The 26,986-nt window shown below is 43.4% G+C and carries 22 protein-coding genes; 19 read left to right on the forward strand and 3 right to left on the reverse strand.

All coding sequences use genetic code 11. The features are described 5' to 3' along the window. The first annotated feature begins 12 nt into the window (after positions 1-12). Complete coding sequence (locus ACPW7N_RS14060) at positions 13-5,127, forward strand: Ig-like domain-containing protein (RefSeq protein ID WP_425651734.1); 5,115 nt, start codon at positions 13-15, stop codon at positions 5,125-5,127. Positions 5,128-5,198: 71 nt separating this feature from the next. Here ACPW7N_RS14060 and ACPW7N_RS14065 read toward each other — a convergent pair whose 3' ends face one another. Genes ACPW7N_RS14065 through ACPW7N_RS14075 form a run of 3 tightly spaced genes read right to left on the reverse strand, consistent with a single transcriptional unit; the run spans position 5,199 to position 8,434 of the window. Next, positions 5,199-7,166 carry a hypothetical protein gene (locus ACPW7N_RS14065; protein ID WP_425651735.1) on the reverse strand — a complete coding sequence of 656 codons (1,968 nt, stop codon included), beginning with the start codon at positions 7,164-7,166 and terminating at the stop codon, positions 5,199-5,201. Then, positions 7,166-7,879, reverse strand: coding sequence for a PilW family protein (locus tag ACPW7N_RS14070; RefSeq protein WP_425651736.1), 714 nt, complete (start codon positions 7,877-7,879; stop codon positions 7,166-7,168). Before ACPW7N_RS14070 ends, ACPW7N_RS14065 begins: the two co-directional genes overlap by 1 nt. Before the next feature lie 3 nt (positions 7,880-7,882). Next, entirely contained in the window at positions 7,883-8,434 is a 552-nt protein-coding gene (locus ACPW7N_RS14075) for a type IV pilus modification PilV family protein (protein ID WP_425651737.1), read from the reverse strand. Positions 8,435-8,698: 264 nt separating this feature from the next. Between ACPW7N_RS14075 and ACPW7N_RS14080 the strand changes: the two genes are divergently transcribed. From ACPW7N_RS14080 to mreD, 18 genes are all read left to right on the forward strand, one after another. Next, complete coding sequence (locus ACPW7N_RS14080) at positions 8,699-10,402, forward strand: hypothetical protein (protein WP_425651738.1); 1,704 nt, start codon at positions 8,699-8,701, stop codon at positions 10,400-10,402. Between the two features lie 37 nt (positions 10,403-10,439). Beyond that, complete coding sequence (locus ACPW7N_RS14085) at positions 10,440-11,165, forward strand: PRC-barrel domain-containing protein (protein WP_425651739.1); 726 nt, start codon at positions 10,440-10,442, stop codon at positions 11,163-11,165. Between the two features lie 53 nt (positions 11,166-11,218). Then, entirely contained in the window at positions 11,219-12,805 is a 1,587-nt protein-coding gene (locus tag ACPW7N_RS14090; protein WP_425651740.1) for a VanW family protein, read from the forward strand. Positions 12,806-12,817: 12 nt separating this feature from the next. Next, complete coding sequence (locus ACPW7N_RS14095) at positions 12,818-14,476, forward strand: GspE/PulE family protein (protein WP_425651741.1); 1,659 nt, start codon at positions 12,818-12,820, stop codon at positions 14,474-14,476. Between the two features lie 27 nt (positions 14,477-14,503). Beyond that, entirely contained in the window at positions 14,504-15,547 is a 1,044-nt protein-coding gene (locus ACPW7N_RS14100) for a type IV pilus twitching motility protein PilT (RefSeq protein ID WP_425651742.1), read from the forward strand. Further along, entirely contained in the window at positions 15,548-16,756 is a 1,209-nt protein-coding gene (locus ACPW7N_RS14105; RefSeq protein ID WP_425651743.1) for a type II secretion system F family protein, read from the forward strand. 19 nt (positions 16,757-16,775) lie between these two features. Beyond that, positions 16,776-17,240, forward strand: coding sequence for a prepilin-type N-terminal cleavage/methylation domain-containing protein (locus tag ACPW7N_RS14110; protein WP_425651744.1), 465 nt, complete (start codon positions 16,776-16,778; stop codon positions 17,238-17,240). 73 nt (positions 17,241-17,313) lie between these two features. Next, positions 17,314-18,078, forward strand: a complete 765-nt coding sequence (locus ACPW7N_RS14115) for a prepilin peptidase (protein WP_425651745.1) — start codon at positions 17,314-17,316, stop codon at positions 18,076-18,078. Positions 18,079-18,188: 110 nt separating this feature from the next. Beyond that, entirely contained in the window at positions 18,189-19,238 is a 1,050-nt protein-coding gene (gene pilM / locus ACPW7N_RS14120) for a type IV pilus biogenesis protein PilM (RefSeq protein ID WP_425651746.1), read from the forward strand. 4 nt (positions 19,239-19,242) lie between these two features. Beyond that, on the forward strand, positions 19,243-19,932 hold the full coding sequence (locus ACPW7N_RS14125; RefSeq protein WP_425651747.1) for a PilN domain-containing protein: 690 nt from the start codon (positions 19,243-19,245) through the stop codon (positions 19,930-19,932). A gap of 15 nt (positions 19,933-19,947) precedes the next feature. Then, complete coding sequence (locus tag ACPW7N_RS14130; RefSeq protein ID WP_425651748.1) at positions 19,948-20,880, forward strand: type 4a pilus biogenesis protein PilO; 933 nt, start codon at positions 19,948-19,950, stop codon at positions 20,878-20,880. A 93-nt stretch (positions 20,881-20,973) separates the two neighbouring features. Next, on the forward strand, positions 20,974-22,338 hold the full coding sequence (locus tag ACPW7N_RS14135; RefSeq protein ID WP_425651749.1) for a hypothetical protein: 1,365 nt from the start codon (positions 20,974-20,976) through the stop codon (positions 22,336-22,338). Between the two features lie 257 nt (positions 22,339-22,595). Continuing rightward, positions 22,596-22,838 (forward strand): DUF4321 domain-containing protein, encoded by a 243-nt coding sequence (locus ACPW7N_RS14140; protein WP_425651750.1) that lies wholly within the window; start codon positions 22,596-22,598, stop codon positions 22,836-22,838. A gap of 12 nt (positions 22,839-22,850) precedes the next feature. Continuing rightward, positions 22,851-23,444 (forward strand): Maf family protein, encoded by a 594-nt coding sequence (locus tag ACPW7N_RS14145; RefSeq protein WP_425651751.1) that lies wholly within the window; start codon positions 22,851-22,853, stop codon positions 23,442-23,444. Positions 23,445-23,592: 148 nt separating this feature from the next. After that, positions 23,593-24,261, forward strand: coding sequence for a RadC family protein (gene radC, locus ACPW7N_RS14150; RefSeq protein ID WP_425651755.1), 669 nt, complete (start codon positions 23,593-23,595; stop codon positions 24,259-24,261). Between the two features lie 84 nt (positions 24,262-24,345). After that, positions 24,346-25,389 carry a rod shape-determining protein gene (locus ACPW7N_RS14155; protein ID WP_425651752.1) on the forward strand — a complete coding sequence of 348 codons (1,044 nt, stop codon included), beginning with the start codon at positions 24,346-24,348 and terminating at the stop codon, positions 25,387-25,389. 17 nt (positions 25,390-25,406) lie between these two features. Continuing rightward, entirely contained in the window at positions 25,407-26,336 is a 930-nt protein-coding gene (gene mreC / locus ACPW7N_RS14160) for a rod shape-determining protein MreC (protein ID WP_425651753.1), read from the forward strand. After that, entirely contained in the window at positions 26,336-26,854 is a 519-nt protein-coding gene (gene mreD, locus ACPW7N_RS14165; RefSeq protein WP_425651754.1) for a rod shape-determining protein MreD, read from the forward strand. The genes mreC and mreD overlap by 1 nt, the downstream gene beginning before the upstream one ends. Positions 26,855-26,986: the final 132 nt, after the last annotated feature.

A 26,986-nucleotide genomic window follows, 5' to 3' on the forward strand; every position in this document is an offset into this window, starting at 1 on the left:
GGAGGGTATGAAATGGTAAGAATTATGAAACGAGTGCTGGCAGTCATGTTAGCATTAACACTTGTCATAACTGGTAGTTTTACCACACTGCCAATTTCCAAGGCAGATGCTGCTACCAAAGACTCAATTAACGGAGATTGGTCTAAGCCGTATGCAGCTCTCTATGATACTGAGGAAGCCGACCTTATGGTTCGTGTGGGGGACATAGATAATCTTGGATTTGATTGGGAAAAAGGATATGACCCATTTTCAGGAAACAGTACTAGAACTCATGATGTAACGTTTAAGCCACAAGAATGGGATGATCCTAGTGGAACAGACCAACTTATGGTAATCAGTGCATTTACCTTCCCTTCAACTGGTCGAAACAATGATTATATCGCTGATGGATACACTAGGTCTAATGGATATTCTCGTTCTAGCCACCCTGTTGTTCCCATTCAAATAAGCTATGATTTGAAATATGTAAATGTTGAATCAGCCATACTGCAAATGTTTATTGATGACTATCAGCCTATGAAACCTGAAGAAGTTAATGGAATTAAACCTCGCTCTCTCAAATATACGGTTGAGTTGGATGGAGTACGTGCTCCATTTATTGAAAAGGTCATAAATTCACTTAATCAGCATGGCCCTATTGGTAAATTGATTAGTGTACAGGTTCCTGATGAATTTCTTCCTTTGCTGAGAGACGGTAGACTAAGAATTAATATTGATGACAAAACCACTCAAAATGCATACGGAGACGGTGCAGCGATCGATTTCGTCAAACTGTTGATCAATCCGAATCAATTAAAGAAAACAGGAACAATCAAAGGTGCAGTTATAGACAAATCGAACAGCAAGCCGTTAGCAAATGTTGAAGTCTCTGCTTCCGGTGTTGTGAATACAACTACGAACGCAAATGGAGAATATATATTATCCAATGTTCCGGCAGGTATGGTAGTTATTGAAGCAAAAAAAGCAGATTATCTGCCTACAACTAGAATGATAGAGGATTTTGCCGCTGGAACGACGCTTACCAATATTAATCTTGCCTTGACCAAACGTCCAAAGAATAACGCAGATTTAAGTAATTTAACTGTCAATTCTGGCTCACTTGTGCCTCTTACTCCTGTATTTGATGGGGATACAACAGCCTATGACGTTTACCTCAACAGCAATATTTCATCTGTACAAGTAACACCAACGTCTGAAGATAGCATGGCTACACTAACAGTAAATGGACAAGCTCATGATAGTGGAACAGCAAAAAACGTTTCCGTCAAACCAGGTGAAACCGTTGTTAGTATTGTGGTAACCGCACAGGATGGGGTTACAACAAAAACATACAGTTTGAAGGTTCATACACCAATGACGAATTTCGAAGCTACTCGCGGTGTTGCTCCTTCTATTGTAAAAATTGGTGAAACAGCAGCTATCACGTTCACAATTAAACCCAATCCGATCTCCCTTGATGCCTTTGGTCAAACTCCCTCAACATCGGTATTGGGTATCAGACCCTTTTTTCTGTTAGACAACAACTTTCGTGTTAATACACAGTACGATATGGAAACCGAGTTGAATAGAATTGACTCTAAAGGAAACTCAAACGGAGGCGCATTGGCTCTTGGTGGTACGGGTAAAGCTAACTTCCGTGACAAAATGGACGAAGGATATAAACAAGCAGTGTCCATTGGTCAAACATTGACCTCTGAGCCAAGCGGCAAAACAAGTGATATTATTGATGAATTGAAAGACCTTATCACTAAAGGAGATACACAAATAATCATTCCTATTACTGATGAAGATAAGGTAATGCAGGGTAGAGACTCTATTACAGTTGACGGATTTGCTACGTTCCGTTTGTCATTATCAAATGGAAAAGTAAAGGGAACTTATTTAGGCTCACCCCAGACCGGGTCACAAGCACCTACGTCAATTGTTGTAAAGAATGTTACCTATTCAGAGCTACTCCCGTCAGACATACAAATTATTGGAATAACTTCATCCACTATTTCCGGAATATCCGGTTCAATAAAAAATGATCGTTATACTGTGAATTTGCCGAATATTATCTACACCAAGCAAGGAAACGAATTCAAAGCAAATGATATCAACTTCACTATTACAGTGAAGGCAGATAAGAGCGGTACGTATCTCTTTAATGATGCGAAACTGGAATATACTGAACAAGACAGCTTACATCTTACAAATTACTTTAATAACATTTCTTTGCAAGTAGAGCTTGTGGTGCCAGAGAGAGTAATCTTAACACCAAATCAAGCAACTATTAACATTGGACAAACTGTTCAATTTTCAGCAAAAGTATTACCTGATCAAGTCAATCAAAAAGTGATATGGAGCAGTAGTAATACTACCATTGCAACTGTTGATCAAACTGGTCTTGTTAGAGGGGATAAAGACGGTACTGTAACCATTAAGGCAACTACAGAAGATGGAACGAAATTCGGTGAAGCTATTGTAAACGTTGTAACACCGGTAACAGCAATAACTCTGAGTCCGACACAAAAAACACTGCGAATCAATGAACAATTCAAGTTGATTGCTTCCGTAGTTCCAGAAAATGCAACCAACAAAGCTATTAACTGGAGTAGTAGCAATCCCTCCGTTGCGACAGTAGATGAAAACGGGGTTGTTACAGGAGTTCAGGCAGGAAAAGCGATTATTACCGTTAGCTCTGCAGAGAACCCGTCAATCAAAGCTACGTGTGAAGTGACAGTCATCGTACCGGTTACGAGCGTCTCACTTAACAAGACGGAGACCGTTCTTCGTACCGGACAAACCGATCAATTAATCGCAACGATTTTACCATTGAATGCAACCAATAAAGCTGTCGATTGGAGTTCTTCCGATCCAAGTGTGGTAACCGTGACCCCATCCACTTCCAATGGCTTTACTGTAGAAATTAAAGCGTTGAAAAAGGGAACTGCGGTCATCACAGTGACTACAGAAGATGGTGGAAAAACAGCAACTTGCCTAGTAACGGTAAGAGAAGCTGTCGACAGTCTAACTGTTGAGCCAAATTCAGCAACGATTTATATTGCAGAAACCAAACAATTGACAGCTACAATCAGTCCTTCGAATGCACCAAATAAGAACGTGATTTGGAGTAGTTCGAATCCAGCGATTGCCGAGGTTAGTCAAACAGGACTGGTTAATGGTATTGCAGTAGGAAGCGTAACTATCACAGCAACCTCTGAAGATGGAGGCATTCAAGGACACGCAACCATAACTGTTCTTCAACCAATGACAGGAATCAAGGTAAATCCGAACCCAGTTCATTTGAACAAAGGGGATTCCACTAAATTAACGGTGGAAGCAATTCCACAAGGTGTACAGGCACCTGCAGTGACCTGGAAATCGAGCGATATTTCCATTGCATCGGTAGACTCCAATGGTTTGGTAACCGCAGTAAAAGCTGGTGAAGCCGTAATTACTGCTACTACAGTAGATAGCAAGTATTCTGCGACAAGCTTGGTAAAAGTAAAGGTTCCAGTTACGGGAGTGGAATTGGATGAAGATGCCATCACTCTTAATCTGACTGATAACAAGCACCAGGAATTGCATGCAACAGTCAAGCCGATTGATGCTACCAACAAAAATGTAATTTGGTCTTCCAGTAATGAAAAAGTTGCAACGGTGGATAAAGACGGTAAAGTGACGGCAGTAGGCGGTGGTGTAGCGACCATTACGGTAAAAACAGAAGAGGGTGGATATACAGATACATGCACAGTGACTGTGTCTACTCGCCCGGAAATTACCGTTACTGCTAACAACGGATGGAATACGAGTTACAGTGATAAGGCTGTAATTACCGTAAAAGTGGTTTACTATGCGGATGCATGGCCGAATGCATTAGATTTTAGAGTAAACGATGTAGTCTTACCCCGCACAGCAATTAATGGGCCAACTTTTGGTCCTGATTTGCAGGATGGTAAGAAACAGGCATATTTCAGCTTTGATGTGAACCCGATGATCAAAAATAATGGTGAAGTGCAACAAGTGCTGTATGTAGGACCAACCAGTATTGCTGCAAAGGTAACGGATCGCTACCAGGCTGCTTCGGACACAGTCTCCAATCTACTCTACTTCCACCCAGAGACTGCATTCACGGCTGAATCCGAAAAAGAAGGTACTGGTGTCAAGGCAAAAGGGAAAGTGACAGCTACTCCGACGACTTTGGTAATGGAAGATGTCGAGTTTAAATGGATCAGCAATCCTGACTTGAATACACTTTCTGCTCAATCACCGTGGAAAGAGTTCAATAACGACCGAGTATCAGATAATATCCCACTCAATGCTGGTGGACAAACTATCGTTGCCGTTGCCATGATGCAGGATTTCAACGGAAATGGTAAATACACGGACAAGAATGAGATAGCGGTGAGGATTGTCGAGATTGGTGGAGTACTCCCTGAGTTTACGCTAAAAGAACAGTTAAAAATTGGCGATCTCGTCCGAATTGATGTAAGACCTGACGCTGACACAATTGATGAGTCGACCAAATGGTACTATAAGGACTCTCCTACTGGGGATTGGACAGAGTTTGCCCTATCCGATAAAGACAATTACGACTTTATTGCAGAGTATCAAAAGCAAGGCGGTAAACAAATCGACACAGTGGTTAGCGTAAAAGCAGTAACGCCGCTAAATGATGATGTTGATAGGGGAGCGACAGCGATCAAGACGATTACTCTTGAAGCATCAAATGGAGATGGTAATGTTATTGTCACTCCAGGAGATGGTGGTGGCAAACCTACCTTCTCCAAAGTCATCACCATTAATTCGGATTCCGGTGTCAATGATCTGGAAAACCGTGCGAAGAAGTTAAATATTACGTATGCGTTCTCAGGACTTACGGAAAGCGATATTGAATCCATTCAAGCAACCTACTGGATTGGAAGCAATAAGTTTAGCTTCCCGATCGGTTCAAACAAAGTAAGTAATTCTGTTACTCAGTTGATCAAGACTCCAAATGGAAAAACGCAGACTTTCACCGTCAAGGTAGAGATCAAGCTTAAGATCAAGGTTTATAATGCCGTGAAAAAAGCCTATGATTATTATGATGAAACTTTCAATAATACTGGTTCAGTGACAGTGAAGGCTAAGAATACCTTGAAGTAAGTAGTGGGAAAATCAAATGAAAACATTCAAAAAGCCTTGGGAGCAAATGTCCCAAGGCTTAATTTTGTTCGTTAACGAATGTCAACTTGTCCTGGATTGGTAATATAGTTGAGATCGTACAGATCAAGGAAGAATTCATCGCCAGGTGGCAACCCAGGCGTCTCCTGTTCAAATATTCGCCGATTAAATTGAATGGTCAGGTGGGAAGCGTAACCAGGTCCACCTTCACGCTTTGTATTAAACTCTATATAGCTGTTCGGTTCTGCTGTAGGATCTGTTCCTATCCCAGTGGCAATCCCGCCTTCTATTCGATTGATTGATTCGATTGAAAAGATCTCCATAGAACGTTCCGAATAAAGAAAGGCAGTTAATGTCTTGTTCCAGCCCTCTGAGTTATCCAAATAACGAGAAGTTGTACTGATTGCTCCCGATGCAATAATAGCGAGATTTTGATTATCCAGATTGCTTATTTCCCGTATCAAGACGTCACCGTCAACATAGATCGTACCGTTCACTTTGATATCCCCTACAATGTCGAGATTCCCCTTAATATAGATTGTTCCGGTATAGGTAAACGGGTCGTTTGTGCCATCAGTAGTGCAAGGTGTCGGAGGGGAGATAAAAGCCCCTTTGCAACCCATCTCAACTGTAGCTTTTGCTTCTTTGTTTCCCGTTGGATTTTCTCCGGTCACACCAACAAATAGTTGGTTAATGGAACCGTATCCTGTGCCTGTGAGACGAGCAGTCAAAGGTGCAATAAGATCTGATGGATTTGACAAGTCAACACCGGTATAATCCTGCTGTATGACAATAGTATTGGTACCCGAAGGAACATCAACATCCCGGAGACTTGTTTCCGTTGTCACATTGTCGTCAAATTTAATTGCAACTGTCTGATTGACCAGAAACTCTGGCCTGCTAAATGAACCAGCAGCAACTAACTTTTGTCTTACAAAACTGCTCACATTTCCAGTAGAAAAGAGAGGTTTTGCAGTTTCGTTGCGATGTTCAACGATAGGTGCTTCGTAGCCAGGTAAATAAGGTTGGGCAGAAGGTGCTGATAAAACGCTTCGTTCATCTGTACTCTCTAACTCAATAGGGATGAATGCAGTTCTTAATTCTGCCCTTGAAGAAACGATTTTCGTTGATTCAGGTGCTGAAGGAATCATTGATTCATGTTTGGGTGCATCTGGATTTCCTAAAGCGTTTCTAGGAAGGTCGCTAAGATTGTAGATTATTCCGGGTACGGTGGTTGAACCGGAAATCCGGTCAGAGAGCGTAACCGTTCCTTCCACATAAGACTTGCTATAATCTTCTTTACCACCAGAGCTAAAATCACCCGAGCTGCCAGTATTATAACGGTACTCGGAGGAAGTAACAATATGATGTGCCGTACTGTTTCCGATCAGATTGGTCCCGCCAAACAGCCGCAACTCCCCTGGAGTACTAACAGCATAGTGGAACGGGGCAGGGATGGTATTAATGTATACAGTCGCGTCTAAACGAACCATTCGCTGAGGAATTCCCACATTGTTATTCGCTCGGACGGGAAGTCCGATGACCGATACTTTGAGTTTCCTAACATAAGGTTGACTATACGGTTTATCTGGATTGGATGTTTCTGTACGAAAAGGAATCGTTTCAGCTGTGTCCATTTGATAACCTATGGCAAATCCTTGTTGAGCCCCTCCAGAGGAAGCCGGTGCTAGCAAGGTTCGCCTGAACGGTCCCGTGGTATCCGATGTCATTGGCAAAGCAATTTCATCAAGCAAGATAATAATGGAATCACTACCTGACGGATTCTTTAAAGCGGTATCATAGGTTGAAAGACTAAGTTTGTTTTCCAGATATTCCTGGAAGTAAGCCAGACCCAGATCAGCTAGCATTTTTCCTTGCACTTCATCTTCACTGATCGCATGTTGAGTAGAACTTTGCATGGTGTATGCAGCAATGGAGTAACCCAAAACTGTAAACAGCATGAGGATGAAAAGCACGATAACCAGTGCCCCGCCTCGTTCATTAAGGATATTCAAATGCATTATTCACCCCTCCGGACGTTGTTTACTGCAAAATCAGTACGGACAAAGCGAATATAGCTGTTAACCTGATCGGATCGATTGGTGTTATCCAGTTCAGCAACAATTTCATCAAATGATGTGAATTTTTTCTGCTGTCCCTCTTGGTCGAAAATCGCTTGATCGCCTCGAGGGGCAATTACCAGACAAAGTGTGAGTTGCTTATTGTCTGGCGAAATCCGGAACAAGCCTCCTACTAAATAATTCGGACTATGAACAAATGCATGATCCATCGGGGAAGGACTTGCAGGAAGTTGAAATTGATAGATTGCTCGAGTAAGCAGCCAATTCGTACGGTTAGTGGCCTCGTCATATACATTGGAGCGAGTGTATTGGATAATGTTGCCGTTGTAATTGGGAGCCTCAGCAGCCGTTATGAGAGTGCCAGCTTTGGGATGTGAAAAAATATTGAGCAACGTTTGCCTGTTTGTACTAGTTGTACTGCTAAGTTCAAAATAGGTTGCCTCCTGAACAATTCGCATGATGTCACCAATAACAAAATCGGCTTCGTTGCGAAGCTGGGTTTGTTCCTGCGTCTTTTGATACAATTCAACTCCCCGAATATAAACGGAAGAAAGCGGAATAAAGATCAGCACGAAAATCGTAACGGAAGCAAGCATTTCCACAAGGGTCAGACCGTTTTCATTTCGAAGATAACGTATGATGGAACTTCTCATTGTCTACGGACCTCCTTTAGCGGGGTCTGCGACGCCTGCTTGTAAGGTTGCGAGAGTCGCACCTTGAGTATCGTTGATGTGAACAGTCACGATAACGATAGGATTGTGACCTAATGGGTTTATTTCCGTTGGATCAGCAGGGTCCTCGGGAAACAAAGTTAAATTGATAAAAGGATTGTAGTTCCGTTCATTTACAGTGATTTCAGATAAGGGTATGCTGTAGTCTGGATTTGAACTGGCCAATATTTTTCTAGCCAAGGTTTCCAAGTGTTCGTATTCCAATTCCTTGTTTGCCATATTTGTAATATCGGAATCACTAGAAAAGTCTCTGGTAACAAATTTAGAATCTGCTGGATAACTTCCATTCCCCGACTTCCACTGCTCAGCCACTTGCCTCGCTATATTCATAGCAACCAGTCTGTTATCTTGATCGCCAGAAATTTCAAAGCTTCTCACGAGAAAATTACTCATCATTAGAAGAGCCAATGAGAGAATAACTAATGATGCGACGATTTCTACAAGGGTTAGTCCCTTCTCGTTCTGTATATAGTTCATTTGACATCCCCCGACCCACAAGTCTTCTATTAAGTGTAGCATCTTGCCAGGTTATATGAATAGAAGAATTCGTGAGTAAAAATTATGTATAAATTGGCTGAACTAACTGTAGTTACCCCTAATAGATTCTAGACAGGAAAGAGGATAATGTAGATTTACGTCGAATTAACAGAAAGATATGCATGATAGCTTCATGACTTTTAGTATGATGGTTGCATGACTTTGTGCCTATAAATAAAAAATTCTATTCTACTAGGTGATATTATGACCCTGTCAGGATTACCGGGCTTTTATCTGATGTATTTCCTGCTCACTCTCTTACTGTTTTTGCTTTTTCGCAGGAAACTGGTCGGTTTGAACCGTGAAATCTACATTTTCATTTTTCTTGCCGTCGTCCTGGGGGGGGTTATCCCGTTTGCGATTGAACTGCTTGGTGCAATGACAACTCTTTTGATCATGCTGCTTGTAGCAGGATTACTTTCATTTCTTATCGTAAGAAATTTGCCGGAAAAGAAACGGGTTTTGGAACTGACGAAGAGCAACGAAGAGGTAGATGCTTCACAAGAAAGTACCTCTAAATCCGAAGCAGAAATGAATGAGAATTCCAAGGGCAATTTTTCAGCTCTTTTCACGCAACAACATACGAATACGGAACAACAAGCTTTCGGTCAGGATGCGATTGACCAATTGCTGGCAGAATTTCGAACAGCAGAAAAAGAAGCGGAACGACCTGACACGAATATTTCCAGCCAAGAGCAGGCGGAGTCAGAGCTGGCCCAATCGATAGCTGAAACAAAAATGGATACTGAACAGCTTCCAAAAAATCGAGAAGAGGTCATTGAATGGGATTTCTTTGATGAGACAGCTAACCAAAGTGCAGCATCGTCTGAGCAAGCAGAGTCTGAACCATCTCAAACTGAACCAGTGGTAGAAAAGGCCAAACTCGCACCTCCTGATCATGAAGAAGATCTGATCACTTATTCATTTGATGATGAGCCTGCAGTTAGTCTGGATGAGTTACCGTCTGATAGCCCTACATTCAGTTATTTAGGAGATCAGGCTGAAGAGGACGAGGAAAAAACTGATGATCTTGTCCTGTACAGTAACTTGCAAGATGTTGATCAACCAAGTGATGAACTGGAACAACTGGAAGAAGAGAATCAACCAAGTGATGAACCGAAAAAACAGCAAGATGAGAATCATTTCAATGATCTGGATCATCTAGTTTTTGTAGAAGATCAACCGACCAGTGAACCAGTGGAAACGAGTACAGATAAGATAGGCAACACCGCGGATGTTAGTGACTTTGTCTTACAAGACGATTTGATTGTAGTAGACCTTGCCCAGGACGAAGATCTAACAATTGGAGACCTTGTCTTCGAGGAAGAGCCGGTTGCTGAAGACATTGCAGATCACGAAGGCGCACTTGTTGATGACGATACAGCAGAAGAAGATGAAGATCCGATTGATGAGGTCTTCACCTTGGAAGAAGATCTGATTGTTTCAGACCTTACTAATGAAGAAATCATAGAGATAGAGGATATCGTCCAGCAACCTGTCAAAGTCACCCAGCAGCTTACATTTGATGACATGCAACAAGTACAATACCATTACGAAACGGCAGTAGCTGCCTTGGGTGGAAAGGACTTCCAACGAGCACTTCCTCATTTGAAGGCAGCTCTTGATTATCCAATCCCGCTGGGTACAAGATATTTGGTTACCAAAGATTATGTTGAAATGCTCAAACATATGGGCTTGTACAAAAAAGCCATCCAAGAATTACAACAACTTCGTGAGCAATTGTCGAACAATCCGGAAAACCACCATTTAGAAATGGAAATTATGAATCATATCAAGTATATTGAGATTGTTACGAATTTAGTTCGTTTGAACCAAAAGCCAAACTTACCTTGGTACTTAATTCCTAAATATATTTTTGACGAAGCAAGAAAAGCTGGCGAATTGTAAGATCGGCAGAGAACGATAAAAAGGAGCGTAACTACAGATGAAACAGAGCAAAGAAGTATTGGGAATGCCAATCATTAGCATTTTGGATGGAAAAGACATCGGGAAAGTCAAAAATTTTGTTATTAATCCAGATCAACGTGGAATTGAATTTTTGATTGTACAAAATGACCAATGGGAATTCGGGATCAAAGCAATTCCGTTCAAATTGGTAGAAGGCATGGGGAATTATGCAGTAACGATTGAAACAGAAGGCTCCGTTATTGATTTGGCTGATATTCCGATCGCCAATGAACTGCTTACCAAAAACATTCAGATCAAAGGAACTCGTACAATCACCAAAAAGGGACGTTTGTTGGGACAAGTAGCAGAATATTTCTTCTCAGAGGAAACAGGCAAAATTGTGGGATGTGTTCTTGAGCAGGAAGGTAACAAGAAGGTTCTGCCGGTCGATGCAGTTCTCACATTTGGTAAAGATATCATGGTAGTTTCAGAAGATGCAGATGTTACCTTGGTAAATGAAACTGATTTTCTAGCAAACTCAACAAAGGCAGATATGGAAAATGCCCCAGAAGTTACACTGGACGAAGTGGCAGACAGGGACCTTCTTTTGCTGGAAGGCAAAACGATTTCCAGTGACTTTTATGATGAACAAGGGAATTTAGTGCTCGAAGAAAGCGGTACAATCACGATGAACATCTTGGAAAAAGCTAAAGCAATGGGACGCAATAAAGTAGTTGAGTTGTCTTTAAAAGTAAATGAATAGGTTTGTAGTCAAATAAATGGGGTATGGTTTACAAGAGGCGGTGATATGAACAGATGATAGAGAGAAGATACGTTGCCCAATTCTCCATTGTATTCGTGCTAGTTCTTCTTCAATCCATTGTGTTCAGTTCCATCGCATTATTGGTTTCGGGAGAATGGCCTACCAGTTCAGTGAAAACGGATCGGGCATTTGGCAATGTGCAAATTGCAGATGTACCGTTGAAGGGCTTAACATATCAGGAAGCGGAAGAGCGGTTGAAGCCAGTATTCAATCGCTTTTCAAGTCTTCCCATAACACTTTCGTTAGATGGAAACAATTATTTGATTGACCAATCAGCGCTCAAGATGCAGGTGAATGTATCGGACACGTTGGAAAAGGCCATGCAGAAGTCGCAAGAGGATGCAGGCATTCTCGGTTTCTGGAACAAGCTGTGGGGGAAATCCTCTACACCGGAAGCTGAACTGGTTTTGAACTATGATCGGGGCGAGTTATCCAAGCAAGTAATTTCCATTAGTCAGAAAGTGGAACGAAAATCGGTGCCAGCAACATTGCGCATTCAGGGAAAAACAGCCACACTCGTTCCTGAGATCGCAGGGTATCGCATTAATGTAGAGCAAACTGTTGGAAAGATCGAAACAGCACTGCGCCAGGGAGAGATAGCAGCTCCTATCCCGGTTGCCTTCGAGAAGGAAGTTCCACAGATTACGCAAGACATCATTAAAGATATTGATACGCTCATTAGTGAACAGAGCACTACGATTAATTCAGCGGTTTCAAAGCGTATGGAGAATGTAAAGAAAGTAGCCTCTTTGATTAACGGAGCGATACTATTGCCTCATGAAGTGTTTTCTTTTCAGGAGAGAGTTGGCTTATTTACAAAAGAAAACGGATTTGACCCTGTTCCTATCCTAGAGGACGAAGAGATCCCTGATGGATTGTCAGGAGCGGCAACACAGGTTGCTTCTACACTCTATGTTTCTGCTGTTAAAAGCCAACTTACGATTGTAGAGAGACATAATAATCGACGTCCTGTGGAGTTTATGCCCATTGGACAAGATGCTTATGTAAATGATCGAGAATTTGATCTGCGCTTGCAAAACCAGTTTAATACACCTCTTTATGTGCATGCAGAAGTTGTGAATCAAACAGTACGGATTGCGCTTTTTGGTGCCGAATTGCCAAAAGAAGAAGTGACGCTGGAAACGACAAATGAGGAGACGTTTCCGCCAGATACAATCGTTCGGGTTAATCCAGACCTGTTACCTGGGGCCGAACAGGTTGTCAGAATCGGGAAAGATGGGTTACGTGCGAAAGTATTTACCGTTCTGAAAGGCAAGGACGGCAAGGAGCAAAGAAAGCTATTATCGGATAACTACTACAAGCCTTTGCATAACATTATTGCTTCCGGTCCGGGATTTGAAGGGGAAGAAACACAACAAGAGGCTGGACAAGTAGTAGATGAGGCAAATTCATCCGGTTCTGAGGATGTATTTGTTCCAGATGATTACAGCTCGAATGAACGCCCGGCTGACATAGCTCCGCTTCCTGACAACATCCCCCCAGCTTCGTCAGGATCAGTGAATAAACCAGGTAAAGAGACTGATCAAGGGAAGAAGCCAGGTATTATTTATCTGAATTAGGGAGGTGAGTGTATGGGGCGAAAACGACTGGGTGACATTCTGGTTGAGAGTGGAATCATAACCGAACAGCAACTGCAGGAAGCGCTAATTGAGCAGAAGAAATCAAAGTTAAAACTCGGTGACCACTTGCTGCAGCAGGGATATATCAGTGAGCAACAGTTGATTGAAATTCTTGAGTTTCAATTAGGGATACCACACGTTAGTCTGTTTCGCTATAAACTAGACCCTTCTCTTTCCAGTGTTGTATCAGAGGAAATTGCCAAGCGCTACTCGCTGATTCCGTTGAAGCGGGAAGGGAACAAGCTTACCGTTGCGATGGTGGACCCGCTAGACTATTTTGCGATTGATGAGCTGCGGTTAAGCACGGGCTTCGTCATCGAGACAGTAATTGCAACTAGAGACGAAGTCCAACGAGCAATCTCTCGAATGTACAGCATGCAGGGATCAGTGAAAGAACTGATGGAGGGCATGAGCGACACAGAAGAGATTGAGGAAGCCAAAATCATTGATGAGGATTCCCCGATTGTCCGCCTGGTGAATCAAATGTTCGAGCAAGCGGTTCAGTTCCGGGCCAGTGATATTCACATTGACCCGCAAGAAGACGGGATACGGATCCGTTTTCGGGTAGATGGTGTGCTCAGGACCGAACGAGTCCTTCCACGGCACATGGTGGGCATTTTGACTGCTCGACTCAAGATTATGGCGAATTTGAACATTGCAGAAAGACGAATTCCACAAGACGGACGGATACAGTTGCAGATTGCCTACAAGGAAATCGACGTCCGTGTTTCTTCCTTGCCTACGATCTATGGTGAGAAGATTGTAATGCGTCTGTTAGATATCTCCAATGCACTGATTGACATCGATAAACTCGGTCTGACGAATCGGAATCTGGGTTTTTTCAGAGACCTCATCAATCGTCCGAACGGAATCTTGCTGGTAACCGGGCCTACTGGTAGTGGGAAATCGACTACCTTGTATGCAGCGTTGAACCATTTGAATGATGAGTCGGTTAATATCATTACTGTCGAAGACCCGGTGGAGTATCAACTGGAAGGCATCAATCAGGTTCATGTAAATGAAGCAATCGGCATGTCTTTTGCGTCTGCTCTCCGCTCCATTCTCCGTCAGGACCCGGATATCGTCATGGTCGGGGAGATTCGTGACAAGGAGACAGCCGAAATCGCCATTCGTGCTGCCTTAACGGGTCACTTGGTGTTAAGTACCCTACATACGAATGACGCCGTAAGCAGTATTACTCGCCTCGTCGATATGGGTATTCCGCCGTTTTTGCTCAGTTCCTCGATCAACGGAGTTCTGGCGCAAAGGCTCGTTCGACGAATTTGCAAAGACTGCAAAACAGAATACACCGCAACTGAACAGGAAAAAGCGTTGTTTGCCCAACGTGGGCTGAAAGTAGAAACCCTCTGGAAGGGTACAGGATGCGGTATGTGTAATATGACCGGATACAGAGGAAGGCTTGCTGTACATGAAGTGTTTCGGGTAGACGATCTATTGCGGAACATGATGACACAGCGACTTCCAGCAACTGAGTACAAAAAGCATGCCATGAAACAGGGAATGATCCTGCTGTTCGACGATGGACTCTTGAAGGTAAAGCAAGGGTTGACGACCATGGATGAAATCTATCGTATTGCGATAGCTGACTAGCGTGTGCCGAGGGTGGAGGAATAACAGATGAGTGCTGTCGATATCAAAAAGCTTTTAAAATATGCATTCGATAAAGGTGCTTCTGACCTTCACATCACAGTGGGTGCATCTCCAGTATTTCGGATTGATGGTGATTTGAAGCGACTGGACATCCCCTCGTTGCAGCCAGACGATACGGAAGCGATGGCAAAGGAGATTATTAACGAGCAGATGTATTCCAAATTCATCGAAAAAGGAGAATTGGACTTCTCCTATGGGCTTGCGGGAACATCACGTTTCCGGATTAACGCCTATCATCAGCGAGGATGCATCGGGCTTGTGGCTCGTGTCATCCCGACCAGTATTCCCTCACTAGAAGAATTGAGGCTGCCGGAGAACTTGAAAAAGTTTTGCCACAAGCCACAAGGACTTGTACTGGTTACAGGGCCGACTGGAAGCGGTAAATCGACAACGCTGGCAGCGATGATCGACTATATTAATCGCACGATGCGCAAACATATCATTACGTTGGAAGACCCGATTGAGTACCTCCACAAGCACCAGCTCTCGATTGTCAATCAACGAGAGGTAGGGTTTGATACCAGTAACTTTGCTGCCGGTCTGCGTGCGTCCTTGCGTCAGGACCCGGATGTGATTCTCGTCGGTGAGATGCGTGATCTGGAGACGATTACGACAGCGGTAACGGCGGCAGAGACGGGGCACTTGGTTTTTGCTACTTTGCATACAACCGACGCCCCTCAGACGATTGATCGGATCATCGACGTTCTTCCTGGTCATCAGCAACCACAGATTCGCATGCAGCTTGCGTCCGTATTGGTTGGAATTGTCTCGCAGCGCCTGTTCCCGAAAATCGGAGGTGGACGAACCGTGGCTACGGAAATCTTGGTTAACACACCTGCCATTGCCAACCTCATCCGTATTGAAAAGGTGCATCAGATCAAAAGCATCTTGCAAACGGGTCGAGATATGGGAATGCACACGCTGGAGAATTCCATCACGGATCTGTTGGCGAGCGGTACCATCTCCCGAGAATTTGCGCAACATTTCTTGAATGAAAGGGCGTTGGACTAGATGCCAACGTTCATTTATGAAGCAAAGGAACGGGACGGGAAGCGCAAGCGGGGAAAGATCGAATCGAGCAGTAAGCCAATGGCAGTTGCAGAGTTGAAGCGTCAAGGCATAATTGTTATGACGATTGAGCAGGAAGTCAAAGGCTTTTTGCAGACGGAAATCCATTTTGGCAAGCCGGTGAAAAATCAGGATTTTGTCGTGTTTTTGCGGCAGTTGGCAACTTTGATTCGAGCAGGGATTGGGATTGTAGACTCGATTCATATTCTTGCACAACAAAGTGAAAGTAAAGCGCTTCGCAAGATTTTAAATGAAGTAGAGGCTGACCTACGCAAAGGGGTCCAACTCTCTGAATCGTGCTCCAAGTTTCCCAAGGTTTTTGAGCCGTTGTATCTTAGTATGGTAAGGGCAGGGGAAGCTTCCGGTAATATGGAGCTTGTTTTGGATCGGTTGGCTACTTTTTATGAGAAGTCTTATTACACGGTGGAGAAGGTTAAGTCTGCGATGACTTATCCGATTACGATAAGTATTTTGGCAATTGCAGTTACTTCCTACCTACTTACGAGTATCGTTCCTACTTTTGTAGGCATGTTTGCTAGTTTTGATGCGGAGCTTCCGAAAATCACACAGGTTGTTATGGCTTTGAGTAACAGTTTGATTAATACGTGGTACCTATATCTCGTTGGTATTATTGTCCTATATATTAGTTTTCGAGTTTTTGTCAATACATCCAGTGGACGATTTTTGGTAGACTATGCTAAACTAAAGATGCCGATATTTGGGAAACTACTGCAAAAAGGTGCTTTGGCAAGGATGACTCGTACCTTGAGTACACTGTTTTCTAGTTCCGTGCCTATCTTGCAAGCCCTATCAATTGTAGAGGATGTGGTGGGGAACAAAGTAATAGGAAAAGCGATAAACGAGTCCAAGCTGAGTTTACGAGATGGTCGTCCTTTATCAGAACCAATGAAAAAGTCATGGGTATTTCCACCGTTAGTATCAAGTATGATTGCCATTGGTGAGGAAACAGGTTCACTCGATTTGATGCTTGAGAAGATAGCAGATTTCTATGAAGCTGAAGTAGATAATGCAGTAGATAAATTGAAGTCATTGATCGAGCCGATAATGATTGTTTTATTATCTGTAATAGTTGGTACTATAGTTTTATCTATCATGATTCCTATGTTTGAAATCTTTAATAATGTGCATTAACTAAGTGGGGGGAGATTATATGTTAAAAAAGTATCTTAAAAATGAAAGAGGTTTAACATTAGTTGAGTTACTTGCTGTTTTGGTGATTATTGGAATTGTTGCAGCGATTGCTATACCATCTATCGGTAACATTATTGACAACGCAAGAAGAGACGCACATGTTGCTAATGCTAAAATGATGGCTGATGCTGCAAGGCAATGGCTAGCTGCAAACCCAAACCAAACATTTACTTCTAATAGTACATCTGTAACTCTAGAAACGCTTAACCAACAAGGATTTATAAATATACCTCAATTCCCAGGCGGTGGGGGGTTCGCGTATAGTCCAACAAACTGTCAGGTAACTATTACACGGGCTGCAGTTGGAACACAAGGTAACTTTAACTACACTTATACTGTACTTTTGGAACGAGATGGAAGTAATACGGATATATTAAATTTCAACGCTGAAACAGCAACAAGAGCAAATGTAACGTTACCATAAATCTAATGGTAGTTTAGAAACTTCTTCTCTCTTGGGAGAAGAAGTTTTCTATTTTAGTGGAGAAGGTGAATTAATGTCTGAAATTCCTGTACTTTCTTTAATTTTCCTCCTAGGCCTCCTATTCGGCTCCTTCTACAACGTAGTAGGCCTGCGAGTCCCAAAAGGTGAATCAATCATCCAGCCACCGTCACATTGCCCGGGCTGCCAGCAAAAACTATCAGCATGTGATCTAATCCCAGTTCTTTCTTATTTATTAGCAAAAGGCAAATGCCGCTCATGCCAGATGACCATCTCACCAATCTACCCAGTCATGGAACTGTTCACCGGAATCTTTTTCGCCCTCACATACTGGAGATTTGACTATAGCACAGAAACCTTGGTCGGGCTCGGTTTCGTCTCTCTTCTAGTAATCATAACCGTATCGGACCTGAAATACCGACTCATCCCCGACAAAGTAGTATTCCCGTTCCTAGGCCTGTTTCTGGTAGCCAGATTCTTCATTCATCCAACACAAACCTACTGGATGCACCTCTTAGCCATGGCAATAGGCTTTGGACTCTTCTTACTCATAGCCATAGTGACACGTGGTGAAGGAATGGGTGGAGGGGATATCAAGCTGTTCGCCGTGATCGGTTTAGTACTAGGAGTGAAGCTATTATTCGTCAGCATCTTTCTCTCATCGTTACTCGGTGCACTGGTCGGCATTCTGCTAATCCTATTAAAAAAAGCAAACCGCAAATCGTCTATCCCGTTTGGGCCGTTTATCGCAGTAGGCTCTCTCCTTGCGTACCTGTACGGTGAAGCGATCACGACCTGGTATGTAGCCCTGTTATTTTAATCACAGTTATACAATATTCACCACCCCAAATGAAGCAGGGATGGAACGAAATATGTCGAATTGTTTGGACACAGCTATATCTTGCCTTACTCTAGAAAGGAATCGATACGATGAAATTACGTCTGCCATTTTCCAGTAAAAAGACGCATATTGGTCTTGCCATTGATGATCAAGGGATTCGCTATTCCGAATTAGTACTGGGAACAGACGGAATCCGAATGGAGCAAATGGGAATTATTCAGGTAGACAATGGATTGATTGAATCGGGCAAAATAGTGAAGCAGGAAGAATTAGAATTACAACTGGCTCTCGCCAAAAAAGATCTTCGCATGCGAAAAAAGAAGGCCGTGTTGGCTGTTCCCAGTTCTTTCGTTGTTATTCGCAAACTTACATTACCCAAATTATCTCCGAATGAAGTAAGACCCATTCTCGAAATTGAATTGGAAACAACGGTTCATCTTCCTTTCTCCAGGCCTTATTTTGATTATATTAAATTGCGTGAAATACTCCCCAACAAGACAAATAGTCAGCTAGCGGAATTTGGTGAAGCCGAAGCGGAGCCGATGGATGAATACCTGATTATCGCAGCTCCCGGTGACGTGATTGATCAGTATGTCAGAATGATGAAGCTGGTGGATGTAACGGTTACTGCAGTAGAAATAGAGCCACTGGCATTGTATCGTTTGCTAGAGGGCAGTGGTTCTGTGATACCGACTGACTTCATGTTTATGCAGTTGGGTCTGCATTCCGTCAATGTCAGTATTTTTCAGGGAGAAATTCCGGAATTTCTGCGCAATATTCCGATTGATATAACCAATTATGTGGTGGGTGTCGACACCAAAGAGTGGAGAGCCGAGGATTTTTACCATCACTTGAATGCTAGCGGAATGTACGATTCTTTTGCCAATGATTTGTTGCGAGAATTGGATCGTGTAATCAACTTTTACCAATTTAGTATGAAAAACGATGGCACACGGATCAAACAGATTTACATTACGGGTGAGTTCCCGACGATGGAGAGGTTTCTCCCGCATATCAACAATCGTCTGTCGGGAATTGAAACCCTGTTGTTTCCTACCCATCACATTGCTTGTAAGGATAGTCAAGTAGATAATTTACAGGCATTTACCGTCGCAGCGGGACTATCTTTGAGAGGTTGAGAGAATGGTAACGATTAACCTTTTACCCCAAAAGAAGAAAAAGTTTACAAGCACATACCTGATCTATGCTCTTATTGGAACGGTCTGGTTGGCTGCGGCCTCATTTTTAGGCTGGACGTATTTTGATGAAAAACAACAAATTGAGACGTTAAAGCAAAGCATTACACAAAAAGATAATATGCTGGCAACGATAGAAAAAAGAAAAGTTTCCTCAGCGCAACAAAGTACGTTGGGTGAGTATTTGAATCTAACTGAACGCGTGCAGCATCTTTTTTATCCAACCACACTGCTCCTTGACGAACTGGCAACCAATCTACCAGTGATGGGGAAACTGGAAAAGGTCTCTTACAATCTGGATGGAACCATTACGATTTTAGGTAAATTTGAACAGTACGATGATGTAGCATCGTACCTCCATAATTTACAGGCGTCCCCTTATGTGATCAAAGCGGAGGTTAACAAGATTGTTGCCAGTCCGGTTAAGTGGATGGGACCTGTCGATGAAGAAAATAACCCGCTTTCTCCAGCCTTGCAAACGGTGGGAGGCAAAGTTCTGCCTCGTTTTGGTGCTGAGTTTAATGTAGTCGCATTGACTTTTGATGTGAAAGAGTTGAAAGAAACACTGGCCACACTCGATGGAAATGCAACGCTCGGAGATCAGCAAAACCAGCCGGAAGACCAGAAAAAGAAGTAAAAGAAGGTGTAATGTATGGGGGAAAAGGAACGTCAATATGCTTTGTTAGGGTTTGCCCTGTTGTTTGCCCTTCTTGCTGCGTTTAACTTTTTGTATTTGAATCCAGTACGCGATGAACGTGAGCAGCTTGCTGCACAGGCCGCAACTTTGTCCAGTAAAGTAGATGCGATTGCTGCGGGACAAGTGCGACCAAAGAGTGAGGTACCGTATGAAAAGCTGGAGAGGATCGTCGAAGCCATTCCTGTAAAGCCGTATACGGATCAATTGATAAAAGACCTGGAGCGTTTGCAGACTCTCAGTCAGGTTGAAATTACCTCCGTAACATTTACAGAACAAAAGCAGCTTTCTGCAAAAGAAATTGCTGAGAAATTGATCCCCAAAGAAGTGAAAGAGGAACAAAAGAAACAAGAAGAGCAAGGAATCCTGACGAATCCATTAAATACCGAAACAGAGGCAAATCCTTCTGGTGATAACAATAATTCTGCCGAGAAAACGGGTAACCAATCTACTCCATCGTCAACTGAGGAAAAAGAACAACCGCCAACTGTGGAAGTATTGCAAAAGATCCTGCCTGAAGCAAAATTGAACAGTGTCGAGATGAATCTCTCCATTAAAGGCGAATACGAAGAAATATACGATTTTGTTTCAGAGATTCAGGGGATGTCACGTTATTTGCGAGTGGATGAATTAAGCTTCGCTACAACAGCAAAAGATGATTTTGTCATACCAAAAGAAACAAAAATGGCGGCAACTATACGTTTGACCAGCTATTTTGCACCACAGTTCAAGAGTCTTTTGAACAAACTTCCACCAGTCGATGTGAATGGACCTTCTGGCAAGTGGGATCCTCTCCGCTATGAGGTTATTCCCAATCCAGAGAAGGAAGTAGAGGAAACCCAGAAAGAAACCCAAAAAGAAACGGAGCAAAAGAGTACAAGCTCTGAATAATTTGTCCGGAAGATTAGACAAACAGTCATAACCTCCAACAAGCCCCCGTATGCTAGTATTACTAGATTTACGTGAGCGAGGAGGTTTTTTATTTTGGAGCTTAAAAAACCCAATCAAATATCCATAAAACTGAACGGATCAGCAGTACAGCCGAAAAAAGAGACGAGCAAACCAAGGGAGGGCAGGAAACCATTCATTCCGTCACCTGCAATGCATCTGCCAGAAGAAGCATCGGGTGAAATACGTGAATTGCAGCCACAGGTGCTAGATGAATCTCTCAAATCAGCGGAAAACTTTGCGGAGGAATCTACTGCGGAAGAGGATGCGCTTTTTCGCTTAAATCAATTGCGTTACCAGTCTACATTCAATCGAACCTCACAAGAGGATCCGGATGAAAGTAACTTCCACGGTCCGATACTTGATCTTGACGGCGACGATGAGCATGCAGACTCCACCTGGTTAGAAAGATTGCGTACCAATCGCTTGAACGTACAAAAAGGAATCAAAAGGTCGATGCCGCCTTTTACTCGGACGCCGTGGTTTCGAGTGATGGCTTCAACAGTAGGAGCCGTTGCACTAGGTTTGGTTTTTGGTTTTACAGTTCTCATGGTATTCAAAGAAGAGCAGTTGTCTCAATCCTATAAAACGGTATTGGGTGAAACCTTGCAAATACCAGGGAAACAAGAACAAACCACCGCTGCGCAAGGTCAAGATCAGGGTACAACATCACTACCAGAAGCAAGCCAATCCGAGTCGCCGCCGCAGCCGATCACTTCAGAAGAAATGATACAGACGGTCGTATCGGTACCCGAACAACAGTTTTACCTTGCCCAGGCGGGAGTTTTTAGTGATATAGCATCCGCAGAACTCGCTATTGAACCACTACAGAAGCAGGGGTTTCCGCATTTTCTTTATGAAATCGAAGGAAAACACCATTTATTCGTTGCCACTGCACCTACCCGTGATGAGATATTGGGCATCGCCAGCTTTTTGAAAAACAGTAAAATGGAAGTTTATATTAAGGAATTGGCTTTTCCAGCAATGGAAAAAGAAGTGAATCTTCCGCAATTGCTCGTGGCGCCAGACCCGACCATCCCGGATTCGAACAAGGTGGAGGCCTTCTTAACCAATGGATTCGAACTGACCCGTTCCCTATCTGCCTACTCTAGCAAAGTTCTGAACCAAAGCGGCAAACAGCAGCCGATCACGACAGAAGAAGAAACCAAATTGCGTGATCTTCATCGCAGGTTCCTTGATGATAGCAGAGCCGTGCAAGCGGGTATCCCGAAAGTGTTACAGCCTCAATTCAAGAACATGATCGATGGATTGAATCAGGCAGTCACCGCAATGACAGGCTTGAAGACCCAGAACGCAACTCCTTATGCATGGCAGGTGCAAAAAGGTGTCTTCCAATTTGTGGAGAATTACGTTGCCTGGAGCAAGTCTTCTCAGCCGTAAAATCACCGAGTGTAGCGCCCTGGACGATTTGTCTGGGGTGTATTTCCGTTATCGCATGCCTTTCTCTTGCGCTCCCCTCTGTCTTTTTGTAGCATTAAATCAAACAGGGATTGTCTCACACCCCCCCTATTTGTTACACTATTTTTTGGTTGGTTTCTGTGAAAAACGTCTCGGCGTTTTTACGGTTATGACCGTTTCGTTTACAAATAGAGAAAGCCCAAACAAACCTGGGCAATCAGGGAGATGGAAGAGAACGAATGAAGGGTAAAGAGACAATTACGTTAGTTGTACTCCTGATTGCAGGTATGTCATTTGGGAGTATTTTGGGGGAAATAGTCGGAGCGTATCTGCCGTTCCTTAAAGTGTATAAAACAATTTCATGGTCTCCTGCTGCTGATTTAGAGATTTTGAAGTATGATTTGAAGTTTCAGGTAAAACTAAATCTAGCTAGCATTGGTGGACTTGCCCTTGCTTTCTGGGTGTACCGCAAAATTAAATAGGTGGGAGATACCATGCAGATGACCAAAACGCTTGTTTTAGCATCCTCTTCCCCGAGACGCAAAGAACTGCTCACCACGTTGGGGATTCCGTTTTCGATTGCTGTAAGTGATGTAGATGAGACAACACCGTTACAGTTTTCGCCAACAGAAATAGTAGAGACGTTGGCTCTGCGGAAAGCAGCAAAAATTGCCGGGGAAATGAAAGAAGGACTCATTCTTGGGTCTGATACGATTGTCGTGCTGGATGATCAGGTACTCGGCAAGCCACAAGATGAAGTGGACGCATTCCGAATGCTTTCCATGCTGCAAGGAAGAGAACATACGGTTTATAGTGGTGTGGCAATCATTGATGCACAGACGAATCAGCAAAAAGTGGCGTCCAGCTCTACCAAAGTAATGATCCGTTCGTTAACATCGGAAGAAATTAACGCCTATATTAAAACGAAAGAACCAATGGATAAAGCTGGTTCCTATGCAATTCAAGGAATTGGTTCCACCATTGTCGAAGGTATTGAAGGAGACTATTTTACAGTCGTAGGATTACCGTTGAAACTCACAGCACAATTGTTAAAGCATTTTGGAATTGATGTGCTAGCCAGTACGTAAACAGGTAACAAGAACTATGGGCTGCGAACAGCTTCGTTACTCTCCAACACGAGCGCATTCCCGTTTTTACAAGCTTTTCAAAGGACCGGGAAACAAAGCTGTGAGGGAGGGTAAAGAATTGAGTGTAGATTTCTGCAACAAATGGAGGATGAAAGACGTCCCATTATATGAGCGTCCACGCGAGAGACTTCTTCGCCAGGGTGCTGCTCCACTTGCAGATACGGAACTGTTGGCTATCCTTTTACGTACAGGAGCTGAAAAAGAGTCTTCCATCGATTTGGCCAAGCGTTTGCTTTCCACGTTCGGAGATTTGCGAGGACTGGCACAGGCTTCTCATCAGGAGTTGATTAAAGTAAAAGGGATTGGGCCTGTTAAAGCGATTGAACTTCACGCCGCATTTGAAATGGGGCGTAGAATACAACAAAACTTCCACTATGAGCGACCTACCATTCGGTACCCCCGTGATGTAGCCACTCTTTTGATGCCTGAGATGAGTCAGTTAACTCAAGAGCATTTTATTTGTTTGTTTCTCAATACGAAGAACCATGTGACCGGGAAAGAAACGATTTTTGTAGGAAGCCTGGATGCTTCCATCGTTCACCCACGTGAAGTTTTTAAAGAAGCGATTCGCAGAAGCAGTGCATCCGTCATTTGTGTACATAATCACCCGAGCGGAGATCCAACACCTAGCCGAGAAGATATTGCAGTCACCAAAACTCTCCAGGAAGCCGGAGAGCTGATTGGTATCACCGTTTTGGATCATGTGATCATTGGAGATGGACGTTTCACGAGTCTCAAAGAACAAGGATATTTGTAGCATCAAGATTAAGACAACAAAGAGTAGATAGTGCACATGTGGATTGACTTTTCTGCATGAGTGAACGGAAGGAGATTACCTGCTATGTTTGGAGGATTTTCACGAGATTTAGGGATTGACTTGGGAACAGCCAATACCCTTGTTTATGTAAAAGGAAAAGGAATCGTTGTACGGGAGCCATCTGTTGTTGCCATCCGTACGGATACAAATACAATTGAAGCAGTCGGAAACGCTGCAAAAAGCATGATTGGACGCACACCGGGCAATATCGTTGCTGTGCGCCCGATGAAAGATGGGGTTATCGCTGATTTTGAAACAACGGCTACGATGATGCGTTATTTCATTCGTCAGGCACAAAAGAATCACAGTATTTTTAGCCGTCGTCCTAGTGTCATGGTTTGTGTGCCTTCAGGAATTACAGCAGTTGAGAAACGTGCTGTGGAAGATGCAACCAAGCAGGCGGGAGCCAAAGAAGCCTACACCATCGAAGAACCGTTTGCAGCAGCAATCGGCGCAGACTTGCCAGTATGGGAACCAACAGGAAGTATGGTTGTCGATATCGGCGGAGGTACGACAGAAGTAGCGATCATTTCTTTAGGTGGTATTGTTACCAGTCGTTCCATTCGTGTCGCTGGTGATGAGATGGACGAAGCGGTGATCCAATACATCAAGCGTCGCTATAACCTGATGATTGGTGAGCGTACGGCTGAAACACTCAAATTGGAAATTGGCTCTGCGATTGCACCTGATGAAGCAGAATCAGTTGATATCCGTGGTCGTGACTTGGTGTCCGGTCTACCAAAAACCATCTCCGTCACAAGTGGAGAGATTGCCGAAGCGTTGTCCGAAACCGTATACTCTATCGTAGAAGCTGTAAAGATTACGTTGGAGAAGAGTCCGCCTGAGCTTGCCGCAGATATTATGGATCGCGGTATTGTACTGACTGGTGGGGGAGCGCTGTTGCGTAATTTGGACCGTTTACTTAGCAAAGAAACGGGGATGCCTGTACACGTAGCAGAGAATGCATTGGATTGTGTTGCTGTTGGTACGGGAAGAGCCCTGGAGAATATACATTTGTTTAAATCAAAACATGGAATAACCTCTTCTCGCACGAAGCGGGGCAGGTAAGTGGGAGAAATGTAATCATGTCGTTCTTTACCAATAAGCGACTGATCATAGTGCTTGTCGGTTTGATTTTCTTGATGGCGATTATGGGGATCACGTCGAAAGAACGGACGGAACTGTCATGGCCGGAAAAACTAGTGAAAGACACATTCAGCGTGGTGCAGGGATTTTTTTATACCCCTGCCCAGGCTTTTTCCGGTTTTGTAGAGGATGTCCGTGAAGCGTATCATATCTATCAAGAGAACCGAGTACTGAAGGCAAGTCTGGATCAGTATGCGCAAGTAACTGCCCAACTCAAACTGGCGGAGGCGGAAAATCAACGTTTACGCAATTTGTTGAACGCGAAAAGCAAACTGAATGATTACCAACTTCGTGTAGGTGAGGTTGTTGCCCGCAATTCAGATAATTGGAACGATGTTGTCACGATTGACAAAGGACTGCAAAATGGAATTAAAAAGGATATGGCAGTCATCACATCTTCGGGTCTGATCGGCAGGGTGCAAAGTGTATCGAATTTTTCATCTACCGTGGAATTGCTCACAGCCATGGAACGCAGCAACCACATTTCGGCGATCATTCTTGGGGAAAAACAAGTCAATGGTGTCAAAACGTATTCAGAAGTGAACGGTGTCATCGAAGAGTATGATAGTCGCGAACGATTATTAATCATGCGCAAAATTCAACTGGATGCAAAAGTAGAGCCCAATCAACAAGTCGTCACTTCCGGGATGGGTGGTGTGATGCCACGAGGACTTCTGGTTGGCCGAATTGTACGGGTCGTTCCAGGAGACTATGGCTTGACGCAGACCGCATACATTCAGCCAAGTGCAGACTTTACTCAATTGAATGAAGTTATGGTTGTTGAACGTTCCTTTATCACGACTTCGACAGGGGATCTCATTCCTTCCAATCAGGCAAATCAGACGAGCGGAAGTGGGGGCGGAAAATAATGCCTCGTTTCTTATTGTCTCTTTTGATCCTTCTTTTATTTTTGCTGGAAGGTACCGTCTTTCAATTTATCGTCCCACACCAAGGAGAATGGCATCTCTTGCCCCGCTTTGCACTCGTTGGGGTCATTATGATTGCGTTGTTCCTCGGTAGACGTGAAGGGTTAATCTACGGATTTGTTGTCGGGCTCTTGCAGGACGTTCTGTTTGGCCAGATCATCGGAGTGTATACACTCAGCATGATGATAGCGGGATACTTCTCTGGATTAATTCTTTTGTTATTCCACCGTAGTGTAGCGATGGTAGCTTCCACAGCCACACTGATTCTGTTCGCTCATGAATGGTTATTGTACAGTATCTTCCGCTTGTTTTTTACTACCACAGTTGATGTACAATGGATAGTATCGAATCAGATTTTGCCCAGTGTTGGAGCTAATCTGGTATTTGCCATGTTGCTTTACTATCCACTGTTAAAACTCTCGGAAAGAATTAATCTCAGTAAACAAATGAAGCCGGAATAAATAAAGTGGTTGACGTTTTCCAAAGAAAAAGGAGGGACTCTTGAGTGGGTGAAAAACAAACGGAAAAGTCCCATATCCCGACAAGACTCAATGTCTTGTTTTTCATCGTATTTCTGTTTTTTGCTGCCATCA

Origin of the sequence: Brevibacillus nigriterrae, assembly GCF_049846925.1 — a bacterium.
Lineage (GTDB): Bacteria > Bacillota > Bacilli > Brevibacillales > Brevibacillaceae > Brevibacillus_H.

Excerpts from the sequence above, each read along its gene's own strand:
- ACPW7N_RS14060 (WP_425651734.1), top strand. The coding sequence starts at position 13 with ATGGTAAGAATTATGAAACGAGTGCTGGCAGTCATGTTAGCATTAACA.
- ACPW7N_RS14065 (WP_425651735.1), bottom strand. The coding sequence starts at position 7,166 with ATGCATTTGAATATCCTTAATGAACGAGGCGGGGCACTGGTTATCGTG.
- ACPW7N_RS14070 (WP_425651736.1), bottom strand. The coding sequence starts at position 7,879 with ATGAGAAGTTCCATCATACGTTATCTTCGAAATGAAAACGGTCTGACC.
- ACPW7N_RS14075 (WP_425651737.1), bottom strand. The coding sequence starts at position 8,434 with ATGAACTATATACAGAACGAGAAGGGACTAACCCTTGTAGAAATCGTC.
- ACPW7N_RS14080 (WP_425651738.1), top strand. The coding sequence starts at position 8,699 with ATGACCCTGTCAGGATTACCGGGCTTTTATCTGATGTATTTCCTGCTC.
- ACPW7N_RS14085 (WP_425651739.1), top strand. The coding sequence starts at position 10,440 with ATGAAACAGAGCAAAGAAGTATTGGGAATGCCAATCATTAGCATTTTG.
- ACPW7N_RS14090 (WP_425651740.1), top strand. The coding sequence starts at position 11,219 with ATGATAGAGAGAAGATACGTTGCCCAATTCTCCATTGTATTCGTGCTA.
- ACPW7N_RS14095 (WP_425651741.1), top strand. The coding sequence starts at position 12,818 with ATGGGGCGAAAACGACTGGGTGACATTCTGGTTGAGAGTGGAATCATA.
- ACPW7N_RS14100 (WP_425651742.1), top strand. The coding sequence starts at position 14,504 with ATGAGTGCTGTCGATATCAAAAAGCTTTTAAAATATGCATTCGATAAA.
- ACPW7N_RS14105 (WP_425651743.1), top strand. The coding sequence starts at position 15,548 with ATGCCAACGTTCATTTATGAAGCAAAGGAACGGGACGGGAAGCGCAAG.
- ACPW7N_RS14110 (WP_425651744.1), top strand. The coding sequence starts at position 16,776 with ATGTTAAAAAAGTATCTTAAAAATGAAAGAGGTTTAACATTAGTTGAG.
- ACPW7N_RS14115 (WP_425651745.1), top strand. The coding sequence starts at position 17,314 with ATGTCTGAAATTCCTGTACTTTCTTTAATTTTCCTCCTAGGCCTCCTA.
- pilM (WP_425651746.1), top strand. The coding sequence starts at position 18,189 with ATGAAATTACGTCTGCCATTTTCCAGTAAAAAGACGCATATTGGTCTT.
- ACPW7N_RS14125 (WP_425651747.1), top strand. The coding sequence starts at position 19,243 with ATGGTAACGATTAACCTTTTACCCCAAAAGAAGAAAAAGTTTACAAGC.
- ACPW7N_RS14130 (WP_425651748.1), top strand. The coding sequence starts at position 19,948 with ATGGGGGAAAAGGAACGTCAATATGCTTTGTTAGGGTTTGCCCTGTTG.
- ACPW7N_RS14140 (WP_425651750.1), top strand. The coding sequence starts at position 22,596 with ATGAAGGGTAAAGAGACAATTACGTTAGTTGTACTCCTGATTGCAGGT.
- ACPW7N_RS14145 (WP_425651751.1), top strand. The coding sequence starts at position 22,851 with ATGCAGATGACCAAAACGCTTGTTTTAGCATCCTCTTCCCCGAGACGC.
- radC (WP_425651755.1), top strand. The coding sequence starts at position 23,593 with ATGAAAGACGTCCCATTATATGAGCGTCCACGCGAGAGACTTCTTCGC.
- ACPW7N_RS14155 (WP_425651752.1), top strand. The coding sequence starts at position 24,346 with ATGTTTGGAGGATTTTCACGAGATTTAGGGATTGACTTGGGAACAGCC.
- mreC (WP_425651753.1), top strand. The coding sequence starts at position 25,407 with ATGTCGTTCTTTACCAATAAGCGACTGATCATAGTGCTTGTCGGTTTG.
- mreD (WP_425651754.1), top strand. The coding sequence starts at position 26,336 with ATGCCTCGTTTCTTATTGTCTCTTTTGATCCTTCTTTTATTTTTGCTG.